The following is an 18,028-nucleotide window of genomic DNA, read 5'->3' on the forward strand; positions in this document are numbered from 1 at the left end:
TGTCGGAAATCGATCTACGACCCAGCATCGCACGCCGGTGCGGACTACCGGCTCTCGGCAAGGGTGGCGGCCACCAGCGCGTTCGCGTGCCCGTGGCCGAGCCCGTGCTCCGACTTGAGCCAGGCGACGAGTTCCATGTGCTTCGTCAGCGGCGAGCAGCGGATCAGCTCCTGCCACTCGCCGACGGGGCGGCCGTACTTCTTCTCGATCGACGGGAAGTAGCTCGCCGGGCCCTTCACGGCCTTCTCGGTCATACCGGGTGTCCTTCCGTGTGACGTTTCCTGGTCACCGGAGAAGACCGCCGATCGGATGCGGAATGATCGACGGTCTTCCGGTGATCCGCGTCACATCAGGAGGGGGTGGCGTTCGTGCCCTCCACCCGGGCCCGTACCTGTTCCGGCGTCAGATACGCGTCCGTGAACTCGAAGTCCTTCAGCCGGGCCGGCTTGCGGGCCTGGAAGCCGGTGCGGACGAAATCGTCGCCCGCGACCGCGTTCAGCAGCCAGTTGGTCATCACCCGGGTCTTGGCGACGTTGGTGCGCAGCGCCGACCAGTGGTAGCCGCGGGCCACCGCCTGCGCGGGCACCCCGCGCAGCTCGACCCCCAGCGGCTTGGACACCGCGTCCTTGCCGCCGAGGTCGACGACGAGTCCCAGGTCCTTGTGCACGTACGGCTGCATGGGCTGCCCCCGCAGCGTCGCGATGACGTTGTCGGCGACCTTCTTCCCCTGCCGCATGGCGTGCTGCGCGGTGGGCGGGCAGACCGCGCCCTCCTGCCCCTTGGCCAGGTCCGGCACGGCCGCCGAGTCGCCGAGTGCGAACACCCCGTCGTTGCCCGGCAGGCACATCTCCGGGGTGACCGCCAGCCGGCCCTTGACCGTCTCCGCGCCGAGCGTGGCGATCAGCGGGCTGGCGACCACACCGGCCGTCCAGATCAGGGTGTGCGTGGGCACCACCCGGCCGTCGGTGAAGGTGACCTCCTCCGGGCCGGCCTTGTCGATCGACACGCCCAGCGAGACCTCGATGCCGCGCCGCTTCAGGATCTCCTGCGCGCTGCGGCCCAGCTTGTCGCCCAGCTCCGGCATGAGCTTGGGTGCGATGTCGATCAGATGCCACTTGATCAGGCCCGGGTCCAGCCGCGGATAACGCTGCACGGCCGCGTGCGTCAGCCGCTGCAGGCAGGCCGCCGTCTCGGTGCCCGCGTAGCCGCCGCCGACCACCACGAACTGCAGCCGCGCGGCCCGCTCGGCCGGGTCGTCGCTGGCGTCCGCCAGGTCGAGCTGCGAGATGACGTGGTCGCGGATGTAGGCGGCCTCGGCGAGGGTCTTCATCCCGAAGGCGTGCTCGGTCAGCCCCGGGATGTCGAAGGTCCGGGTCACGCTGCCCGGTGCCAGCACGATGTAGTCGTAGCGCTCGTTGACGATCTTGTCGGTGATGGTGCGGATGACGCACACCTTCGCCTTGAGGTCCACGCCGATCGCGCCGCCCGGGATGATCCGGGTGCGGTACTTCTTGCTGCGGCGCAGGGACAGGGCGATCGACTGCGGCGTCAGCACGCCGGAGGCGACCTGGGGCAGCAACGGCAGATAGAGCTGATAGGCGAACGGCGTCACCAGCGTGACGTCGGCCTCGTCCGGGGCGAGTTTCCGCTCCAGGCGGCGGACGCACTCGACTCCGGCGAAGCCGGCGCCCACCACCAGGATCCTGGGTCGTGTCACGGTGTCCATCCCTTTCTGCGGCTCCAGGCGGTCCGGCTCCACGCCGTTCGCCTGCCCCGGATCTCTGTGCCGACTCCGATCCCACCGCGCCGCCGGCCGTTGCGCCAGCCGGGTACGGCAGGAAGACGAACCTGGGGGGACCAGCATGCCCCCACCGCGGCGCGGACCGACCGGTCGCCACACACCTGTACGTCGAACATGGTCACCAGGGCAGGAACGCGTGGATGTCCTTGCCGCGCTCGTGCACGACGACGCTGACCTGCGTGCACAGCGTGTGCACCAGATGCCAGCCGATACCGCCACCACCCGTGCGCGGATGGAACGGCCGCGGCTCCGGCCTGGTCGTGCTCGTGTCCCGCATCGTCACGTGCACCCCGTCGAAGGTGCGGCGCATCCGCAGGTCGAACGGGCCGGGCGCGTACTGGATCGCGTTCGCGGCCAGCTCGGTCACGACCAGCAGGATGTCGTCCCAGTACTCGTGCGCGCCCGGCGGTGCCTCCCGGGCGAGCGCACAGAGGAACTCCTCCGCCGCGAGCCGCGCCCCCGTGACATTGCGCAGCTCCCCCGGGAAGGAGAACGTACGCTCGTACCTCTCCTCCGAGGGCGGTGTGTCGTCCCAGCGCGGCTCCGTCACCATCTCGCATTCCCCGGCCCCGACTGGCGAGGGACCGGGTGCGGTCCCTACGACCAGGACGGTCGTCGTTGCTGATCTCTCTCGCTGCGCTGCGGGTTCCCCCAGCCGCGCAGGCTATCCGTCTCCCCTCGGCCCGGCCGCCCGAACGGCGCGCCTCCTCAGCGGAAGACGTCGTCCGGTTCGTCCCACTCGGCCGGCTCCTGCAGGGCCGGCCGCGACCGGGACCGCGCCTGGTACATCGCCTCGATCTCGGCGGCGTAGTGCCGCACGACGGCGTCCCGGCGCAGTTTCAAGGACGGGGTGAGCAGCCCGTTGTCCGGTGCGAACGGTTCCTGGAGGACACGGTAGACCCTGATGGACTCCGCACGGGACACCGCGCTGTTGGCGGATGCCACGGCCCGTGCGATCTCCTCCCGCAGCGCGTTCTCCTCCCGGGTCTCCCGGGCCCGGGCGTCGCCCGGCACCGCCAGGGTGCCCCGCCAGTGCGCGAGGAACTCCGGGTCCAGGGTGAGCAGGGCGCCGACGCAGGGCCGGTCGTCGCCGATCACCACCGCCTGGTGGATGAGCGGATGCATGCGCAGCCGCTGCTCCAGCAGGGCCGGCGCCACGCTCTTGCCGCCGCTGGTGACGATGATGTCCTTCTTGCGCCCGGTGATCGTCAGATAGCCCTCGGAGTCCAGCCGCCCGATGTCCCCGGTGGCCAGCCAGCCGCCGCGCAGCGCGGCCCGGGTCGCCCGCTCGTCGCTGATGTAGCCCTGGAACACCGACGGCCCGCGCACCAGGATCTCCCCGTCGTCGGCCACCTGGACCTCGGTGCCCGGCAGCGGCAGCCCCACGCTCCCGGACTTCTCCCGGCCCAGCGGCTGCATGGTGATCCCGCCGGAGGACTCGGTGAGTCCGTAGCCGTCGTGCACGAACACGCCGATGCCCTCGTAGAACAGGCACAGTTCGCGGCCCAGCGCACTGCCGCCGGAGGTGCCGCGCACCACCCGGCCACCGAGGGCGGCCCGCAGCCTGCGGTACACCGTCCGCTCGTACAGGGCGTGCTGCAGCCTCAGTTCGAGCCCGGGGCCCGGTCCGGTGCCCAGCCGCCGGCGCTCCTCGGCCGCGGCGAACTCCCGCGCGGTCTGCGCGGCCCGCTCGAACAGGGCGTCCCGGCCCGCCTGTCGGGCGGTGCGCAGAAACGTCTTGTAGAGCCTCTCGAACACCGACGGCACCCCGTACAGGTACGTCGGCCGGAAGGTGGCCAGGGCGGAGGCCAGCGCCGCCTCGGTCAGCTCCGGCTCGTGCGCCATCAGCACCCCGCCGCGCACGCACATCAACATGATCATGATGCCGTAGACGTGGGAGAACGGCAGGAAGGCCAGCACGGACGGCTGTTCGCCCGGCGGCGCCGCGGTGTGCCCCCAGCCGGCCAGCAGGGTGTCACAGGGGTAGGCCAGGCCGCGATGGCTGAGCGCGCAGCCCATCGGCCGGCCCGAGGTGCCGGAGGTGTACACGACGGCCGCCGTGGAGTCCGGCAGCACGATCCGCCGCAGTGACTCCACGGTGGTGTACGAGACGACCGCGCCCCGTTCCACGAGGTCCGGCAGCGCGCCCGCGTCCAGCTGCCAGACGTGCCGCAGCCGCGGCAGCCGGGTGCACACGGTGCCGACGGTCATCACGCCCTGCTCGTCCTCCACGACCACGGCCACACAGCCGGCGTCCCGCAGGATCCACTCCACCTGCTCGCGCGAGGAGGCCGGATGGATCGGCACGACCTCGGCGCCCACGGCCCACAGCGCGAGGGCGAGCACCGTCCACTCGTAGCGGGTCCGGGCCATCACGGCCACCCGGTGGCCGGGCGAGATCCCGGCGGCGACCAGGCCCTTGGCCAGGTCCACCACCTCGTCCCGCAGCTCGACCGCCGTCACCTCCTCCCATCCGGCCGCGGGCGGACCGGCACGGCGCGCCAGCACCGGCAGCGCCGGATCGCGCTCCGCCCGCTCGAAGACGCTGTCGGCGAGACCGCCGGTGAGCGGCGGGGTAACGGCTGGAGCGAGGGCGACGTCCCGCATGCGCTGCTCCTGGAGTACGGAGGGTCACTCCGCCGACCGGCTCGGTGTCGGCGGTGCTCGAATGTAGCCCAGGGAACCGCGTTCGGTGACGGGAACGGGGAAGTCGTGATCGGCTGATGATGTGGCCGTGTCCTGGGGACTCGGGAGGCATGAGCCATGTGAACCCCGATCCGGAACCCGAGCGCACGACCGGTCTGGAACCAGGTGGGGGAGTTCCGCCCGGAGAGACCCCGCCCGCCGAGAGCAGCATGCCCGAGGCCGGGCCCCGCGAGCCGCAAGCCCGCAGCAGAGGCTGGGCCAAGGCGCCGCTGACCCTGATCCTGCTGCTGGTCGTGGTGATCGCGGCCTTCTTCCTGGTGTACGCCCTGATACTGATCCTCTGACCGGACCGCTCACCCCTGCGTGCGCCGCACGCACTCGGTGACGACCTCCCGCAGGCTGCCGGTGCGCTCCAGCAGCCCGCGCTGCTCGCGTGCGCCGTTGCCCGTCCGCAGCAGGTCTTCGACGGCCCGCTCGGTCCGGGCCGCGTCACCGCTCTCTTCGAGCGCGTCCCCGGCGTACTCCAGCAGGGAGCGCAGCACCCGCGGGGCGGGCCGGGGCCGCAGGGTGAAGGGGTCGAGGAGGTCCGTCTCCAGACCGAACCGGGCGGCCTGCCAGTCGGCCAGCCGCAGCAGGCTCACCCCGGGCTCGGGCGCCGGCCGGCCCGCCCGCCACTCCCGGGCGGCCGTCTCCACGAGGGCACGGCAGAGCGTCGCGATCAGTACGGCGCTCTCCGCGGACAGGCACACGTCCGCGACCCGGATCTCCACCGTCGGGTAGTGCGCGGACAGCCGCGCGTCGAAGTAGGCCATGCCCTCGTCCAGGATGACCCCGGTGGCCACCATGTCGGCCACCCGCCGGTGGTACCGCTCGGCGGACCCGAAGGGCTCGGTCGGCCCGGCCGACGGCCACCGGTTCCACACCCGGCTGCGGTAGCTGGCGTACTCGGTGTCCCTGCCCTGCCAGAACGGGGAGTTCCCGCTGATCGCCCGCAGCACCGGCAGCCACGGAGCGAGCCGGTCGAGGACCGCGACGCCCTCCTCGTCGGAGTCCACGGATACATGGACATGACAGCCACACACCAGTTGGTCCCAGGTGGGTATCCCGAACCGGTCGGCGAGCCACTGGTACCGGTCGTTCACGCTGAGGGAGGGGCTGATCGGCAGGGGAGAGGTGGCCAGCGCCGCGACCCCGCAGCCGATCTGCCCGGCGTGCCGGGCCGCCTCCTTGCGGCAGCGCACGATCTCGTCGCCGAGAGCCGTCATGTCCGACTGCGGATGTGTGGCGAACTCCAGCATCTGCCCGAACAGTTCCTTCTCGAACACGTCCTGCCCGGGATCGTCCTGGGCGGCACGGGCGAGGACGGCCGCCGCCAGCGCCCTCGGGTCGCCGGTGTCCGGATCGACCAGAAGGAGTTCCTCCTCCACTCCGACGGTGCGCACCTGGTGCCGCCCTTCTGTCCGTGCCACATGGGGCAGTCGCGGGTCTGTACGACCCCGACTGCCCCCCGGACGGCCGCCGACACCTGCGGCCTTCAGGTCAGCTCTCGGGCACCAGCCAGACGGTGGCGAGCGGCGGCAGGGCAAGCCTCAGGTACCCGTCCTCGGGCTTGACCGGCCCCTCGGTGCGCACGCCGCTGCCGCCGTAGCGGACGTCGTCGGTGTTCAGCTCCTCCCGCCAGGCGGCGATCCCGTCCGGGACCCACAGCCGGTAGTCGTGCCGGACGACCGGGGAGAAGTTCGACACGGCCAGCAGCGGGCCGCCGTCGGCGGCGAACCGCAGGAACGCCAGGACGTTGTCGTCCGCCGCGTCGCACAGCACCCACTGGAAACCGCCCGGGTCGGTGTCCCGTTGCCACAGCGCAGGCGTCGCCCGGTACACCGTGTTCAGCTCCCGTACCAGCTCCTGGACGCCCCGGTGATCGCCGGCCGAGTGGTAGTCGTCGCCGAGCAGCCACCACTCCGGGCCGTGCGCATGGGACCACTCCGCCCCCTGGGCGAACTCCTGCCCCATGAACAACAGCTGTTTGCCCGGGTGGGCCCACATGAAGCCGAGATAGGCCCGGTGGTTGGCCCGCCGCTGCCACCAGTCGCCGGGCATCTTCGACACCAGCGCCTGCTTGCCGTGCACCACCTCGTCGTGGGAGATCGGCAGGACGTAGTTCTCGCTGTAGGCGTACACCATCGAGAAGGTCATCTCGTTGTGGTGGTACTTGCGGTGCACCGGCTCCTTCTGGATGTACTGGAGCGAGTCGTGCATCCAGCCCATGTTCCACTTCAGCCCGAACCCGAGCCCGCCGCTGTCCGTCGGCCGGGTGACCCCGTCCCACGCGGTGGACTCCTCGGCGATGGTGACCACGCCCGGGCAGCGCCGGTACACGGTGGCGTTCATCTCCTGCAGGAAGGCCACCGCGTCCAGGTCCTCCCGGCCGCCGAACACGTTCGGCTCCCACTGCCCGGAGTCTCGCGAGTAGTCCAGGTAGAGCATGGAGGCGACGGCATCCACGCGCAGCCCGTCGATGTGGAACTCCTCGCACCAGTACACCGCGTTGGCGACGAGGAAGTTGCGCACCTCGGTGCGGCCGTAGTCGAACTCGTACGTCCCCCAGTCCGGGTGCTCCGCGCGCAGGGCGTTCCCGGGCTCGTACAGCGGGTCCCCGTCGAACCGGGCCAGCGCCCAGTCGTCCTTGGGGAAGTGCGCCGGCACCCAGTCCATGATCACCCCGAGGCCCGCCCGGTGACAGGCGTCCACGAAGTACCGGAAGTCGTCCGGGGAACCGAGCCGGGGCATCGGCGCGTAGTAGGAGGTGACCTGGTACCCCCACGAGCCGCTGAAGGGGTGCCCGGCCACCGGCATCAGCTCCACGTGCGTGAAGCCCATCCCCTTGGCGTACGCGGGAAGCTCCTCCGCCAGCTCGCGGTAGGTCGCCCCCGGCCGCCAGGACGGCAGGTGCACCTCGTACACCGAGAACGGCGCCCGGTGCACGGGGGTGTCGCCGCGGTGCGCCATCCACTGGGCGTCACCCCACTCGTACCGCGAGGCCGTCACGACCGACGCCGTGTCCGGCGGCACCTCCGTGCACCGGGCCATCGGGTCGGCCTTCAGGAACCGGTGGCCGTACCGGGAGGTGATCTCGAACTTGTACCGGGTGCCCTCGCCGATCCCGGGCAGGAACAGCTCCCACACCCCGGACGCGCCGAGCGAGCGCATCGGGTACTGGGTGCCGTCCCAGTAGGTGAAGTCCCCGGCCACCCGCACCCCCTGGGCGTTGGGCGCCCACACGGTGAAGCGGGTGCCGGCCACGCCCTGGTGGACCATCGGCTCGGCCCCGAGCGCCCGCCACAGCTGCTCGTGCCGGCCCTCCCGGATCAGATGCAGGTCCAGCTCGCCGAGGGCGGGCAGGAACCGGTACGGGTCGTGCACCTCCTGCTCGCCGTCGTCGTACGCCACCAGCAGCGTGTACGACGGGATCTGAGCGCAGGGCAGCACGCCGGCGAACAGACCGTCGCCCTCCGAGCGCAGCTCGGTGCGCGCCCCGTCGATCACGACGCTCACCGCCCGCGCGTTCGGGCGCAGCGCCCGGAACAGGGTGCCGCCCGGCACCGGGTGGGCGCCCAGCAGGGCGTGTGGATCATGGTGCGCGCCGGCCAGCAGCCGGCCGCGGTCGGCGGGGTCCAGGGTGACGGCCGCGGGGAGCTTGGGTCCCGCGGCCTCGGGACGCGTGGTGCGCAGTGCCATGGGTCAGCCTCCCCACACCGCGAGCCGCTTGATCGCCGCCATCGGAACCGGCAGCCAGTCCGGCCGGTGTCTCGCCTCGTACAGCACCTCGTAGACCGCCCTGTCCGTCTCGTGCGCGCGCAGCAGCGCGTGCTTCTTGCGTGGATCCCAGCCCGCGCGGGCCGCGTAGCCCGCGCAGAACGCCTCCCGGCAGCGGCGCGCCCATTCGGGTCGCCAGGGGCGGCGCTGCCGGGCCGCGTAGTCGAAGGAGCGCAGCATCCCGGCGACGTCCCGCACCGGGGACTGCGGGGCGCACCGCTCGGCGAGCGGACGGGACGGCTCGCCCTCGAAGTCGATCACGAACCAGTCGCGGCCGGCCCGCAGCACCTGCCCCAGGTGCAGATCGCCGTGGATGCGCTGGGCGGGCGGCCCGGTGTCGCACGTGGCGAGCGCCCCGAACGCGGCCCGCAGGCCGGGCACGAAGGGCAACAGCCCCGGTACGGCGTGCGCGGCGGCGTCCAGCCGCGCGCACATCGCCTCGGCCGTACGGCCGTTCTCGCCCGGCCCGGCCGGCGGGAAGGCCTCGGCCAGCGCCAGGTGCACCTCGGCCATGGCCCGGCCCAGCGCGCGGGCCTCGGCGGTGAAGTGGTCGCCCGCGGCGAGCGCCCGCAGCGCCAGCGTCCAGCCGTCGGTGGCGTCCGGCAGGAACGGCTGCAGCACCCCGAGGGTGGCCGGGCGGGGGGCGGTCGTGGTGAACCAGGCCACCGGCGCGGGCACCCGGGCGCAGCCCTGCGCGGCCAGCGCCGCCGGCACCTCCAGGTCCGGGTTGACGCCCGGCTGGATCCGGCGGAACAGCTTCAGGATGTACGCGTCGCCGTACACGATCGAGGAGTTGGACTGCTCGGCGTCCAGCAGCCGCGGCGGCAGCCCGCCGGGCACATGGGCGCCCGGGTCCGCCTCGAAGCGCAGCGGGCCCGCCGCGCCGGGCTGCCGCAGCCGCTCCAGCAGCAGATGCGCCGACCGCGGGTCGTGCAGCGCGTCGTACACCGCGAGCCCGGCCAGCGGACCCTCCTCGGCGCGCCCGATGAACGCCCGCTCCAGCCGCGGGGCGAGGTGCGGGCGCAGACCCAGCAGCAGCTGGTAGCAGTCCCCGGCCGGTGCGGTGCCACCGGGGGTGGGCACCGGCACGTGCGAGGCGTGGACCAGCAGGTGCAGACACCCCGGGAACAGTTCCGTCACGGACAGCACCGTCAGATCGGTGACGGGCCGGTCCTTGCCCGCGAACCAGCGTTGCCTCGGCAGCCAGTCGCGCAGCAGCCCGCCCAGTGAGGCCAGGGGCCCGTCGAGGCCGGCCGCGGTGCGCGGTCGGGGGGTGATGGTCTTCGGCATGGTGACGCGTCCTTTCCTCGGCGCCGGGCGGGTCAGCGGCGGCGGCCGATGCGGGATGCGACTCGGGTGAGCCGGAACCAGTAGAAGCCGTGGCCCTGCAGGGTGAGCAGGTACGGCAGTTCACCGATGGCGGGGAAGCGGACCCCGCCGATCAGCTCGACCGGGTGCCGTCCGTCATAGGCCCTGAGGTCGAGTTCGGTGGGCTGGGCGAAGCGGGAGAAGTTGTTGACGCACAGCACGAGGTCGTCGCCGTACTCGCGCAGGAACGCGAGCACCGCCGGGTTGGAGGAGGTCAGTTCCGTGAACGAGCCGAGTCCGAAGGCCGGGTTCTGCTTGCGGATCTCGATCATGCGGCGGGTCCAGTGCAGCAGGCTGGACGGGGAGGACATGGAGGCTTCCACGTTGGTGACCTGGTAGCCGTAGACCGGGTCCATGATGGTGGGGAGGTAGAGGCGTCCCGGGTCGCACGTGGAGAAGCCGGCGTTGCGGTCGGGGGTCCACTGCATGGGGGTGCGGACGGCGTCGCGGTCGCCGAGCCAGATGTTGTCGCCCATGCCGATCTCGTCGCCGTAGTAGAGGATCGGCGAGCCGGGCAGGGACAGCAGCAGGGCCGTGAACAGCTCGATCTGGTTGCGGTCGTTGTCGAGCAGGGGCGCCAGGCGCCGGCGGATGCCGATGTTCGCGCGCATCCGCGGGTCCTTGGCGTACTCGGCCCACATGTAGTCGCGTTCCTCGTCGGTGACCATTTCGAGGGTCAGCTCGTCGTGGTTGCGCAGGAAGATGCCCCACTGGCAGCCGGACGGGATCGCGGGGGTCTTGGCGAGGATCTCGGAGACCGGGTGACGGGATTCCCGCCGTACGGCCATGAAGATGCGCGGCATCACCGGGAAGTGGAACGCCATGTGGCACTCGTCGCCGCCGGTGCGGAAGTCACCGAAGTAGTCGACCACGTCCTCGGGCCACTGGTTGGCCTCCGCCAGCAGCACGGTGTCCGGGTACATCGCGTCGATCTCGCGGCGGACCCGCTTCAGGAAGGCGTGGGTGGCGGGCAGGTTCTCGCAGTTGGTGCCCTCCTCGGCGTAGAGGTAGGGGACCGCGTCCAGGCGGTAGCCGTCGATGCCCAGGTCGAGCCAGAAGCGCAGGGCGGCCAGGATCTCCTCCTGCACGGCCGGGTTCTCGTAGTTGAGGTCCGGCTGGTGCGAGAAGAAGCGGTGGAAGTAGTACTGGCCGCGGACCGGGTCGAAGGTCCAGTTGGAGGCCTCGGTGTCGACGAAGATGATCCGCGCGTCCTCGTACTGCTTGTCGTCGTCGGCCCACATGTAGTAGTCCCCGTACGGGCCGTCGGGGTTCTTGCGGGACTCCTGGAACCACGGGTGCTGGTCGCTGGTGTGGTTCATGACGAAGTCGATGATGACCCGCATGCCGCGCTGGTGGGCGGCGTCCACGAACTCCACGAAGTCGGCGAGGTCACCGAACTCCGGGAGGACGGCGGTGTAGTCGGAGACGTCGTAACCGCCGTCCCGCAGGGGCGACTTGAAGAACGGCGGCAGCCACAGGCAGTCGACTCCCAGCCACTGGAGATAGTCGAGCTTGGCGGTCAGGCCCTTCAGGTCGCCGATGCCGTCGCCGTTGCTGTCCTGGAAGGAGCGGACCAGGACCTCGTAGAAGACGGCGCGTTTGAACCACTCCGGGTCCCGGTCCCTGGCGGGGGTGTCCTCGAAGGTGTCCAGTACGGGGTCGTTGACGGTCATGACGCTGCGGGCCCTCCGATCTGGGGCGTCGATCGCCCGACGTGGAGCACGTGCGCCGGCGTCCGGCCGGGCGTGAGGCGCACGTAGTTGGTCCTGCCCCAGTGGTACGTCTCGCCCGTCAGTTCGTCGTGCACGGACAGGGCGGCGTGCCAGTCCAGGCCGAGTTGCGGCATGTCCAACGAGACCGTGGCCTCCTGGGTGTGGTGCGGGTCGAGGTTGACGACCACGATGACCGTGTCCGTACCCGTGCTCTTGCTGTAGGCGAGCACGGCATCGTTGTCGGTCTGATGGAAGCGGAGGTTCCGCAGGCGCTGTAGCGCCGGGTGCTGCCGTCGGATGGTGTTGAGCCGGGTGATGAGCGGAGCGATGGTCCGCCCGTCACGCTCGGCGGCCGCCCAGTCCCGCGGCCGGAGCTGGTACTTCTCCGAGTTCAGGTACTCCTCGCCGCCCTGGCGCAGCGGGGTGTTCTCGCACAGCTCGTAGCCGCTGTAGATGCCCCACGCGGGGGAGAGGGTGGCGGCCAGCACGGCCCGGACCTCGAAGGCGGGCCGCCCGCCGTGCTGGAGGTAGGCGTGCAGGATGTCCGGGGTGTTGGCGAAGAGGTTGGGCCGCATGTAGGCCGCCGCCTCGCCCGACAGCTCGGTCAGGTACTCGGTCAGCTCCTGCTTGCTGTTGCGCCAGGTGAAGTACGTGTACGACTGCTGGAAACCGATCTGGGCGAGGGTGTGCATCATCGCGGGCCGGGTGAACGCCTCCGCCAGGAAGATCACGTCCGGGTCCTTGCGGTTGACCTCGGCGATGACCCGCTCCCAGAACACGACCGGCTTGGTGTGCGGGTTGTCCACGCGGAAGATGCGGACGCCATGGCTCATCCAGTGCCGCAGGACGCGAACCGTTTCCGCGACCAGGCCGTCCATGTCGGCGTCGAAGGCGATCGGGTAGATGTCCTGGTACTTCTTCGGCGGGTTCTCGGCGTAGGCGATGCTCCCGTCCGGGCGATGGCGGAACCACTCCGGGTGCTTCTGCACCCAGGGATGGTCGGGGGAGCACTGCAACGCGAAGTCCAGGGCCACTTCCAGGCCCAGCTTCTCCGCCTCGGCCACGAAGAAGTCGAAGTCCTCGATCGTGCCCAGCTCCGGGTGGACGGCGTCGTGGCCGCCCTCGGGGGAACCGATCGCCCAGGGCACGCCGACGTCGTCCGGACCGGCCGAGAGCGTGTTGTCGGGGCCCTTGCGGAAGGTCGTACCGATGGGGTGGATCGGCGGCAGGTAGACGACGTCGAAGCCCATGTCCGCGATCGGCTTCAGCCGGCGGGCGGCCGTCCGGAACGTGCCGTGCGGCTGCTGTGCGGTCCCCTCCGAGCGGGGGAAGAACTCGTACCAGGAGCCGTACAGGGCGCGTTCGCGTTCCACCAGCAGCGGCATCGGGTCCGAGGCGGTGACCAGCTCCCGCAGCGGGTACCGGGCGAGCAGCGCCTCCACCTCCGGGGCCAGCGCCGCCTTCAGCCGGTCGTGCACGGACAGGGAGTCGTCGCCGAGGGCGTGCGCGGCGGCCAGGACCAGATTGCGCTCCGGGCCCTTCGGCACTCCGGCGGCGGCCCGCTCGTACAGCTCGGCGCCCTCCTCCAGCACCAGACCGGTGTCGATCCCGGCCGGCACCTTCACGGACGCGGTGTGCCGCCAGGTCGCCAGCGGATGGCTCCACGCCTCCACCCGGAACGTCCAACGGCCCGTCGAGTCCGGGGTGATCTCGGCACCCCAGCGGTCGCTGCCCGGGGACATCTCCCGCATCGGTGTCCAGGGGCCGCGGCGGCCCTTGGGATCGCGCAGGACCACGTTGGCGCCCACGGCGTCGTGCCCTTCGCGGAACACGGTGGCGGTGACCTCGAAGGTCTCCCCGGCCACCGCCTTCGCCGGGCGCCTGCCGCACTCCACGGCCGGCCGGACGTCGCGTACCGGTACACGGCCGATGGCCGGGGTCCTGCGCATGTATCTCACCTCCGCCGTGCGCGAAGCCGGGCACCCGGCCCGGCTTCGCGATCCAAGAGTCGGGCCGGCGAGTGCCGGTCCGAGAGGAACGCCTTGTACGGTGCCAGGTCAGGGGCTTGGCGCCGTGGAACGCCGCTCCGGTGGCGGCGCTCTTCTGGCCGCCCGGCGCGGCTGCGGCCGTCCGTCCTGCTCGCGCAGGTAGGTGACCAGGTTGGTGCGGAGATAGCGCTCGGCTGCGTCCGCGGCCTCGCGGGCGCAGCGTTTGCCCATCAGAACGCACAGCGTGTACCCCGAGTCCTCGAAGGTGGCCCGGACCGTGCGGTCGTAGGGCGAGGCGAGCATGACGCGCTCCCACGCCCGGTAACGCCGCAACTGCCGGGCCACTTCGGCCTTGGCGGGTAGCAGCATGGCCCTCATTCACCTTCCACGCTCTCGACTGGGCGCGTTCCCGACGGTCGGGTGGTGTCCGCGCAGGGGAAAGCACGGCACCGTTACGGCGATCGAGGCTTTCACTTATGGTGCACGCGCGACGACGCAGCGTCTTGTTGGAGCTTCAACCAGTGGGGTTGTCGGCCGCTCCTGTTGCACGAATGGCGTAGTGCCCGCACCGTGGAGGTGACTCAGAAGCGATGAACGCTCACGCTAGGTGTCCGGGATCCCTCCCGGACGGGGCGAGGGGAGCGAGAGCTTCGCCGGTGAGGAGCAAGCGACGATGAAGACCGCAGTGCCCTGCTACTACCACCTCGACGTGGAAGTCAGCCCGGAACGGGTGGGACAGGTCAGCCGCATCCTGGCCGCCCATCTCCGCTACTGGGACCTCGAGAACCTCGTGGACCCCGTCTGCCGCGGCGCCGAACTGCTGCTGCGGGCGATCGACGAGCACGCGACGGACAAGCACACCTCGATCGAGATGTGGTGGAACGGCCAGCACCTCATCACCGCCTTCGGCGACGACGACCCGGATCTGCGCCCGGACCAGGACCTGCGGGCCTGCCTGGCGGACATCGCCGCCATGAGCGACGGCTGGGGCTGCTGCGCCTCCGACACCGGCAGCAAGATCATCTGGTTCTCGCAGCGTGCCCGCGCCGGCCAGCGCGTCCCACTGGTGCCCGTCGCCCCCGCCCCCACCCTGCGGACGGGTCTCAAGGTGCCCCGCGAAGAACCCGTGGCCGTACTGGCCGCGCCGGCGCCCGCCGGTGACGACGCCCTGGAGGGCCGCCTGTGAGCCGCCGCAAGACCCGCAAAGGGGTGCCCGTGTGGAGCGGGCACCCCTACCCGTTGGGTGCCTCCTTCGACGGCCAGGGCACCAACTTCGCCCTGTTCAGCGAGGTCGCCGAGCGTGTCGAGCTGATCCTGGTGGACGACGCCGGCACCGCGACCCCCGTCCCGCTGCACGAGGTCGACGGCTTCGTCTGGCACGCGTACCTCCCCGGCATCGGCCCCGGACAGCGCTACGGCTACCGGGTGCACGGCCCCTGGCAGCCGGCGCTCGGCCACCGCTGCAACCCGGCCAAGCTGCTGCTCGATCCGTACGCCCGCGCCGTCGACGGCCAGATCGACAACCACCCCTCGCTGTACGAACGCGCCCCGGACGGACCCGCCCCGGCGGACAGCGCCGGCCACTCCATGCTGGGCGTGGTCACCGACCCCTTCTTCGACTGGGGCGACGACCGTCCGCCCAGGACGCCGTACGCGGACTCGGTGATCTACGAGGCCCACGTCCGCGGCCTGACCATGACCCACCCGGACGTCCCCGAACGGCTGCGCGGCACCTACGCCGGCCTCGCGCACCCCGCCGTGATCGAGCACCTCACCTCGCTCGGCGTGACCGCGGTGGAACTGATGCCGGTGCACCAGTTCGTGCACGACGGTGTGCTCCAGGACCGCGGCCTGTCCAACTACTGGGGCTACAACACCATCGGCTTCTTCGCCCCGCACAACGCCTACGCCGCCTTCGGCACCCGCGGCCAGCAGGTCAACGAGTTCAAGGCCATGGTGAAGGCGCTGCACGCGGCCGGCCTCGAAGTCATCCTCGACGTGGTCTACAACCACACCGCCGAGGGCAACGAGCGGGGCCCCACCCTGTCCTTCCGCGGCATCGACAACGCCTCCTACTACCGCCTGGTCGACGGCGACTGGGCGCACTACTACGACACCACCGGCACCGGCAACAGCCTGCTGATGCGCCACCCCTACGTGCTCCAGCTGATCATGGACTCGCTGCGGTACTGGGTCACCGAGATGCACGTCGACGGCTTCCGCTTCGACCTCGCGGCCACCCTGGCCCGGCAGTTCCACGAGGTGGACCGGCTCTCGGCGTTCTTCGACCTGATCCAGCAGGACCCCGTGATCAGCCGCGTCAAGCTCATCGCCGAGCCGTGGGACGTGGGCGAGGGCGGCTACCAGGTGGGCAACTTCCCGCCGCTGTGGTCGGAGTGGAACGGCAAGTACCGGGACGCCGTACGGGACTTCTGGCGCGCCGAGCCCGGCTCGCTCGGCGAGTTCGCCTCCCGGCTCACCGGCTCCTCCGACCTGTACCAGCACAGTAGGCGCCGACCGCGCGCGAGCGTCAACTTCGTCACCGCGCACGACGGTTTCACCCTGCGCGACCTCGTGTCGTACAACGACAAGCACAACGAGGCGAACGGCGAGGACAACCGGGACGGTGAGAGCCACAACCGGTCCTGGAACTGCGGCGTGGAGGGCGAGACCGAGGACCTGGCCGTCCTCGAACTCCGCGCCCGCCAGCAGCGCAACCTGCTGGCCACGCTGCTGCTCTCGCAGGGCATCCCGATGCTCAGCCACGGCGACGAACTCGGGCGCACCCAGCAGGGCAACAACAACGCCTACTGCCAGGACAACGAGACCTCCTGGATCGACTGGGACCTCACCGACGAGCAGCGCTCCCTGGCCGACTTCACCCGGCACCTCATCGCGCTGCGCGCCGCGCATCCGGTGCTGCGCCGGCGCCGCTTCTTCCGCGGCGAGACCCCGACCCACGCCAGGCAGCCGCTGCCCGACCTGATGTGGCTGCGGCCCGACGCCCGCGAGATGACCGCCCGGGACTGGCAGCGCGGCGACGCCCACTCGGTCGGCGTGTTCCTCAACGGCGACGCCATCGCCGAACCCGACCCCTACGGCCGCCGTATGGTCGACGACTCTTTCCTGCTGCTCGTCAACGGCTACTGGGAGCCGGTCGACTTCCGCCTGCCCGACACCTCCTTCGGTGAGCGCTGGACCACCCTGGTCGACACCGCCGACCTCGACGGCATTCCCGACGAACGCGAACGCAAGGCGGGCACGAGGCTCCGTGTGGAGGCCCGGAGTCTCGTCCTCCTGTCACGTCCGTCGCGGACAACGCCCCAGGGACGCGGGGAACCGCGCGAGCGGCCACGACGGACCCGCCGACAAGCACGGTAACGGTGGACGCGCCCCCTCAAAGGCTCCGCCTCGAAGGCCCGCCTCACAAGCTCCGCCTCAAGGGTTCCGGCGTGCCGTCACCGTGAACTGTGCCCCGTCGGCGTCGCGCAGGATCGCCTCCGTCTCGTCCTCGCGCAGCACGCTGCCGCCGTGCTTCTCCGCCGCGCGGGCGCAGCCGGCCACGTCGGTCACCGTGAAGTGGATCTGCCAGTGCGGCCGGACCGAGGGGTCCGGCGCCGCCTCCACCGCGCCCGAGTCGATGCGCGCCACCACGTCACCCCGGCTGCGCAGCACCACCTCGCCGCCCTCGTACTCCACCTGGCAGCAGCCCGGCAGCCCGCTCGCCCAGTCCAGGACCTCGCCGTAGAACAGCGCGGCGTCGAAGGCGTCCCGGGTGTGCAGCCGGACGAAGGTCGGCGCCGCCTGCCGCCACGCCTCCCAGTTGGTGACCAGCTCGCCCTGCCAGATCCCGAACGTCGCCCCGTCCCGGTCGGCGAGCAGCGCCGCCCGGCCCGGCGGGAAGGACAGCGGCCCGACCGCCGCCGTACCGCCGCGCTCCCGGACCCGGGACACGGCCACGTCCGCGTCCGGCACGGCGAAGTACGGCGTCCAGGCCACCGCCATCTGCCACATCGAGGCGACCGCGGCGATCCCGGCCACCGGGACCCCGTTCGCCAGCGCGATCCGGAAGTGCTCGCCGAGCTTCACGCCGCGCCAGCGCCAGCCGAGCACGGCCGAGTAGAAGTCCTGGGTGGCCTCCAGATCGCGGCTGGTCAGACTCACCCAGCACGGCGCGCCGAACACGGAGTGGGTCGAGACGACTTCTTTTCGGCGCGGTCCGCCGCCGGCGGGGGTGTCGTGGTTCATGGCAGTCGCGTCCTGGTCTCGGGGCCGGGCGGCCACCGGTCTGCACCGGTGTCCGGCCGGAACGGGGTGGGATGCCTCCCGAATACCCCGGGTGGCGGGGGTCCAGGCCCCTGCCACCATGGAGGGATGGGAGAGAGTGAGCCGGAGCGGATCGCCGCGCTGCAGGCCGAGGTCGACCAGATGAAGGAGGCCATGGCCTCCCACGCGGTCATCGACCAGGCGATCGGGATGATGGTCGCCCTCGGCCGGGTCGCCCCGGACGAGGGGTGGCAGGTGCTGAGGGACGTCTCCCAGCACACCAACATCAAGCTGCGCCACATCGCGGAGCTGATCCTGATCTGGGGGCGGCGCGGCGACATCCCGGCCGAGATCGGCGCCGCGCTGGAGGACGCCCTGGACCGGTACGGCCCCACGCAGGTCCCGGGGACCGAGGAGAGCTGAGCGGAGGC

Annotated in this window: 15 protein-coding genes; 4 read left to right on the forward strand and 11 right to left on the reverse strand. The window is 71.4% G+C overall.

Features of this window, described 5'->3' with window-relative positions; all coding sequences use genetic code 11:
- Nucleotides 1-44: 44 nt before the first annotated feature.
- The 4 genes from ACZ4U1_RS16630 to ACZ4U1_RS16645 form a co-directional block, all read right to left on the reverse strand.
- Complete coding sequence (locus ACZ4U1_RS16630) at nt 45-254, reverse strand: DUF4287 domain-containing protein (RefSeq protein WP_467903826.1); 210 nt, start codon at nt 252-254, stop codon at nt 45-47.
- A gap of 95 nt (nt 255-349) precedes the next feature.
- Entirely contained in the window at nt 350-1,726 is a 1,377-nt protein-coding gene (locus tag ACZ4U1_RS16635) for an NAD(P)/FAD-dependent oxidoreductase (protein ID WP_467903828.1), read from the reverse strand.
- Nucleotides 1,727-1,919: 193 nt separating this feature from the next.
- Nucleotides 1,920-2,354: an ATP-binding protein gene (locus ACZ4U1_RS16640; RefSeq protein WP_467903829.1), complete on the reverse strand. Its 435-nt coding sequence runs from the start codon at nt 2,352-2,354 to the stop codon at nt 1,920-1,922.
- A 155-nt stretch (nt 2,355-2,509) separates the two neighbouring features.
- Nucleotides 2,510-4,408 carry an AMP-dependent synthetase/ligase gene (locus tag ACZ4U1_RS16645; protein WP_467903831.1) on the reverse strand — a complete coding sequence of 633 codons (1,899 nt, stop codon included), beginning with the start codon at nt 4,406-4,408 and terminating at the stop codon, nt 2,510-2,512.
- Nucleotides 4,409-4,557: 149 nt separating this feature from the next.
- Here ACZ4U1_RS16645 and ACZ4U1_RS16650 point away from each other — a divergent pair, with 149 nt between their 5' ends.
- Complete coding sequence (locus ACZ4U1_RS16650) at nt 4,558-4,791, forward strand: DUF6480 family protein (protein ID WP_467903833.1); 234 nt, start codon at nt 4,558-4,560, stop codon at nt 4,789-4,791.
- A gap of 9 nt (nt 4,792-4,800) precedes the next feature.
- On the opposite strand, the gene ACZ4U1_RS16655 is transcribed toward ACZ4U1_RS16650, so the two are convergent.
- The 6 genes from ACZ4U1_RS16655 to ACZ4U1_RS16680 all read right to left on the reverse strand — a co-directional run bounded on the left by ACZ4U1_RS16655 (nt 4,801) and on the right by ACZ4U1_RS16680 (nt 13,700).
- Nucleotides 4,801-5,889 carry a glutamate--cysteine ligase 2 gene (locus ACZ4U1_RS16655; protein ID WP_467903835.1) on the reverse strand — a complete coding sequence of 363 codons (1,089 nt, stop codon included), beginning with the start codon at nt 5,887-5,889 and terminating at the stop codon, nt 4,801-4,803.
- Between the two features lie 97 nt (nt 5,890-5,986).
- Complete coding sequence (gene glgB, locus ACZ4U1_RS16660) at nt 5,987-8,185, reverse strand: 1,4-alpha-glucan branching enzyme (protein WP_467903836.1); 2,199 nt, start codon at nt 8,183-8,185, stop codon at nt 5,987-5,989.
- Between the two features lie 3 nt (nt 8,186-8,188).
- On the reverse strand, nt 8,189-9,553 hold the full coding sequence (locus ACZ4U1_RS16665) for a maltokinase N-terminal cap-like domain-containing protein (RefSeq protein ID WP_467903837.1): 1,365 nt from the start codon (nt 9,551-9,553) through the stop codon (nt 8,189-8,191).
- 32 nt (nt 9,554-9,585) lie between these two features.
- Complete coding sequence (treS, locus tag ACZ4U1_RS16670; protein WP_467903839.1) at nt 9,586-11,304, reverse strand: maltose alpha-D-glucosyltransferase; 1,719 nt, start codon at nt 11,302-11,304, stop codon at nt 9,586-9,588.
- The gene (locus ACZ4U1_RS16675; protein WP_467903841.1) at nt 11,301-13,292 is read right to left on the reverse strand and encodes an alpha-1,4-glucan--maltose-1-phosphate maltosyltransferase; all 1,992 of its coding nucleotides are present in this window, start codon (nt 13,290-13,292) and stop codon (nt 11,301-11,303) included. Before ACZ4U1_RS16675 ends, treS begins: the two co-directional genes overlap by 4 nt.
- 108 nt (nt 13,293-13,400) lie before the next feature.
- Complete coding sequence (locus tag ACZ4U1_RS16680; protein WP_208030277.1) at nt 13,401-13,700, reverse strand: DUF5133 domain-containing protein; 300 nt, start codon at nt 13,698-13,700, stop codon at nt 13,401-13,403.
- Nucleotides 13,701-14,004: 304 nt separating this feature from the next.
- On the opposite strand from ACZ4U1_RS16680, the gene ACZ4U1_RS16685 reads away from it, so the two are divergent.
- Nucleotides 14,005-14,517 (forward strand): pep a2, encoded by a 513-nt coding sequence (locus ACZ4U1_RS16685; protein ID WP_467903843.1) that lies wholly within the window; start codon nt 14,005-14,007, stop codon nt 14,515-14,517.
- Nucleotides 14,514-16,712 carry a glycogen debranching protein GlgX gene (gene glgX / locus ACZ4U1_RS16690; RefSeq protein WP_467903844.1) on the forward strand — a complete coding sequence of 733 codons (2,199 nt, stop codon included), beginning with the start codon at nt 14,514-14,516 and terminating at the stop codon, nt 16,710-16,712. The genes ACZ4U1_RS16685 and glgX overlap by 4 nt, the downstream gene beginning before the upstream one ends.
- A 57-nt stretch (nt 16,713-16,769) precedes the next feature.
- On the opposite strand, the gene ACZ4U1_RS16695 is transcribed toward glgX, so the two are convergent.
- Nucleotides 16,770-17,579, reverse strand: coding sequence for a VOC family protein (locus tag ACZ4U1_RS16695; RefSeq protein ID WP_467903846.1), 810 nt, complete (start codon nt 17,577-17,579; stop codon nt 16,770-16,772).
- A gap of 126 nt (nt 17,580-17,705) precedes the next feature.
- Here ACZ4U1_RS16695 and ACZ4U1_RS16700 point away from each other — a divergent pair, with 126 nt between their 5' ends.
- On the forward strand, nt 17,706-18,020 hold the full coding sequence (locus tag ACZ4U1_RS16700) for an ANTAR domain-containing protein (RefSeq protein WP_467903848.1): 315 nt from the start codon (nt 17,706-17,708) through the stop codon (nt 18,018-18,020).
- The last annotated feature ends 8 nt before the right edge of the window (nt 18,021-18,028 follow it).

Source organism: Streptomyces sp. NPDC028928, from assembly GCF_055564915.1.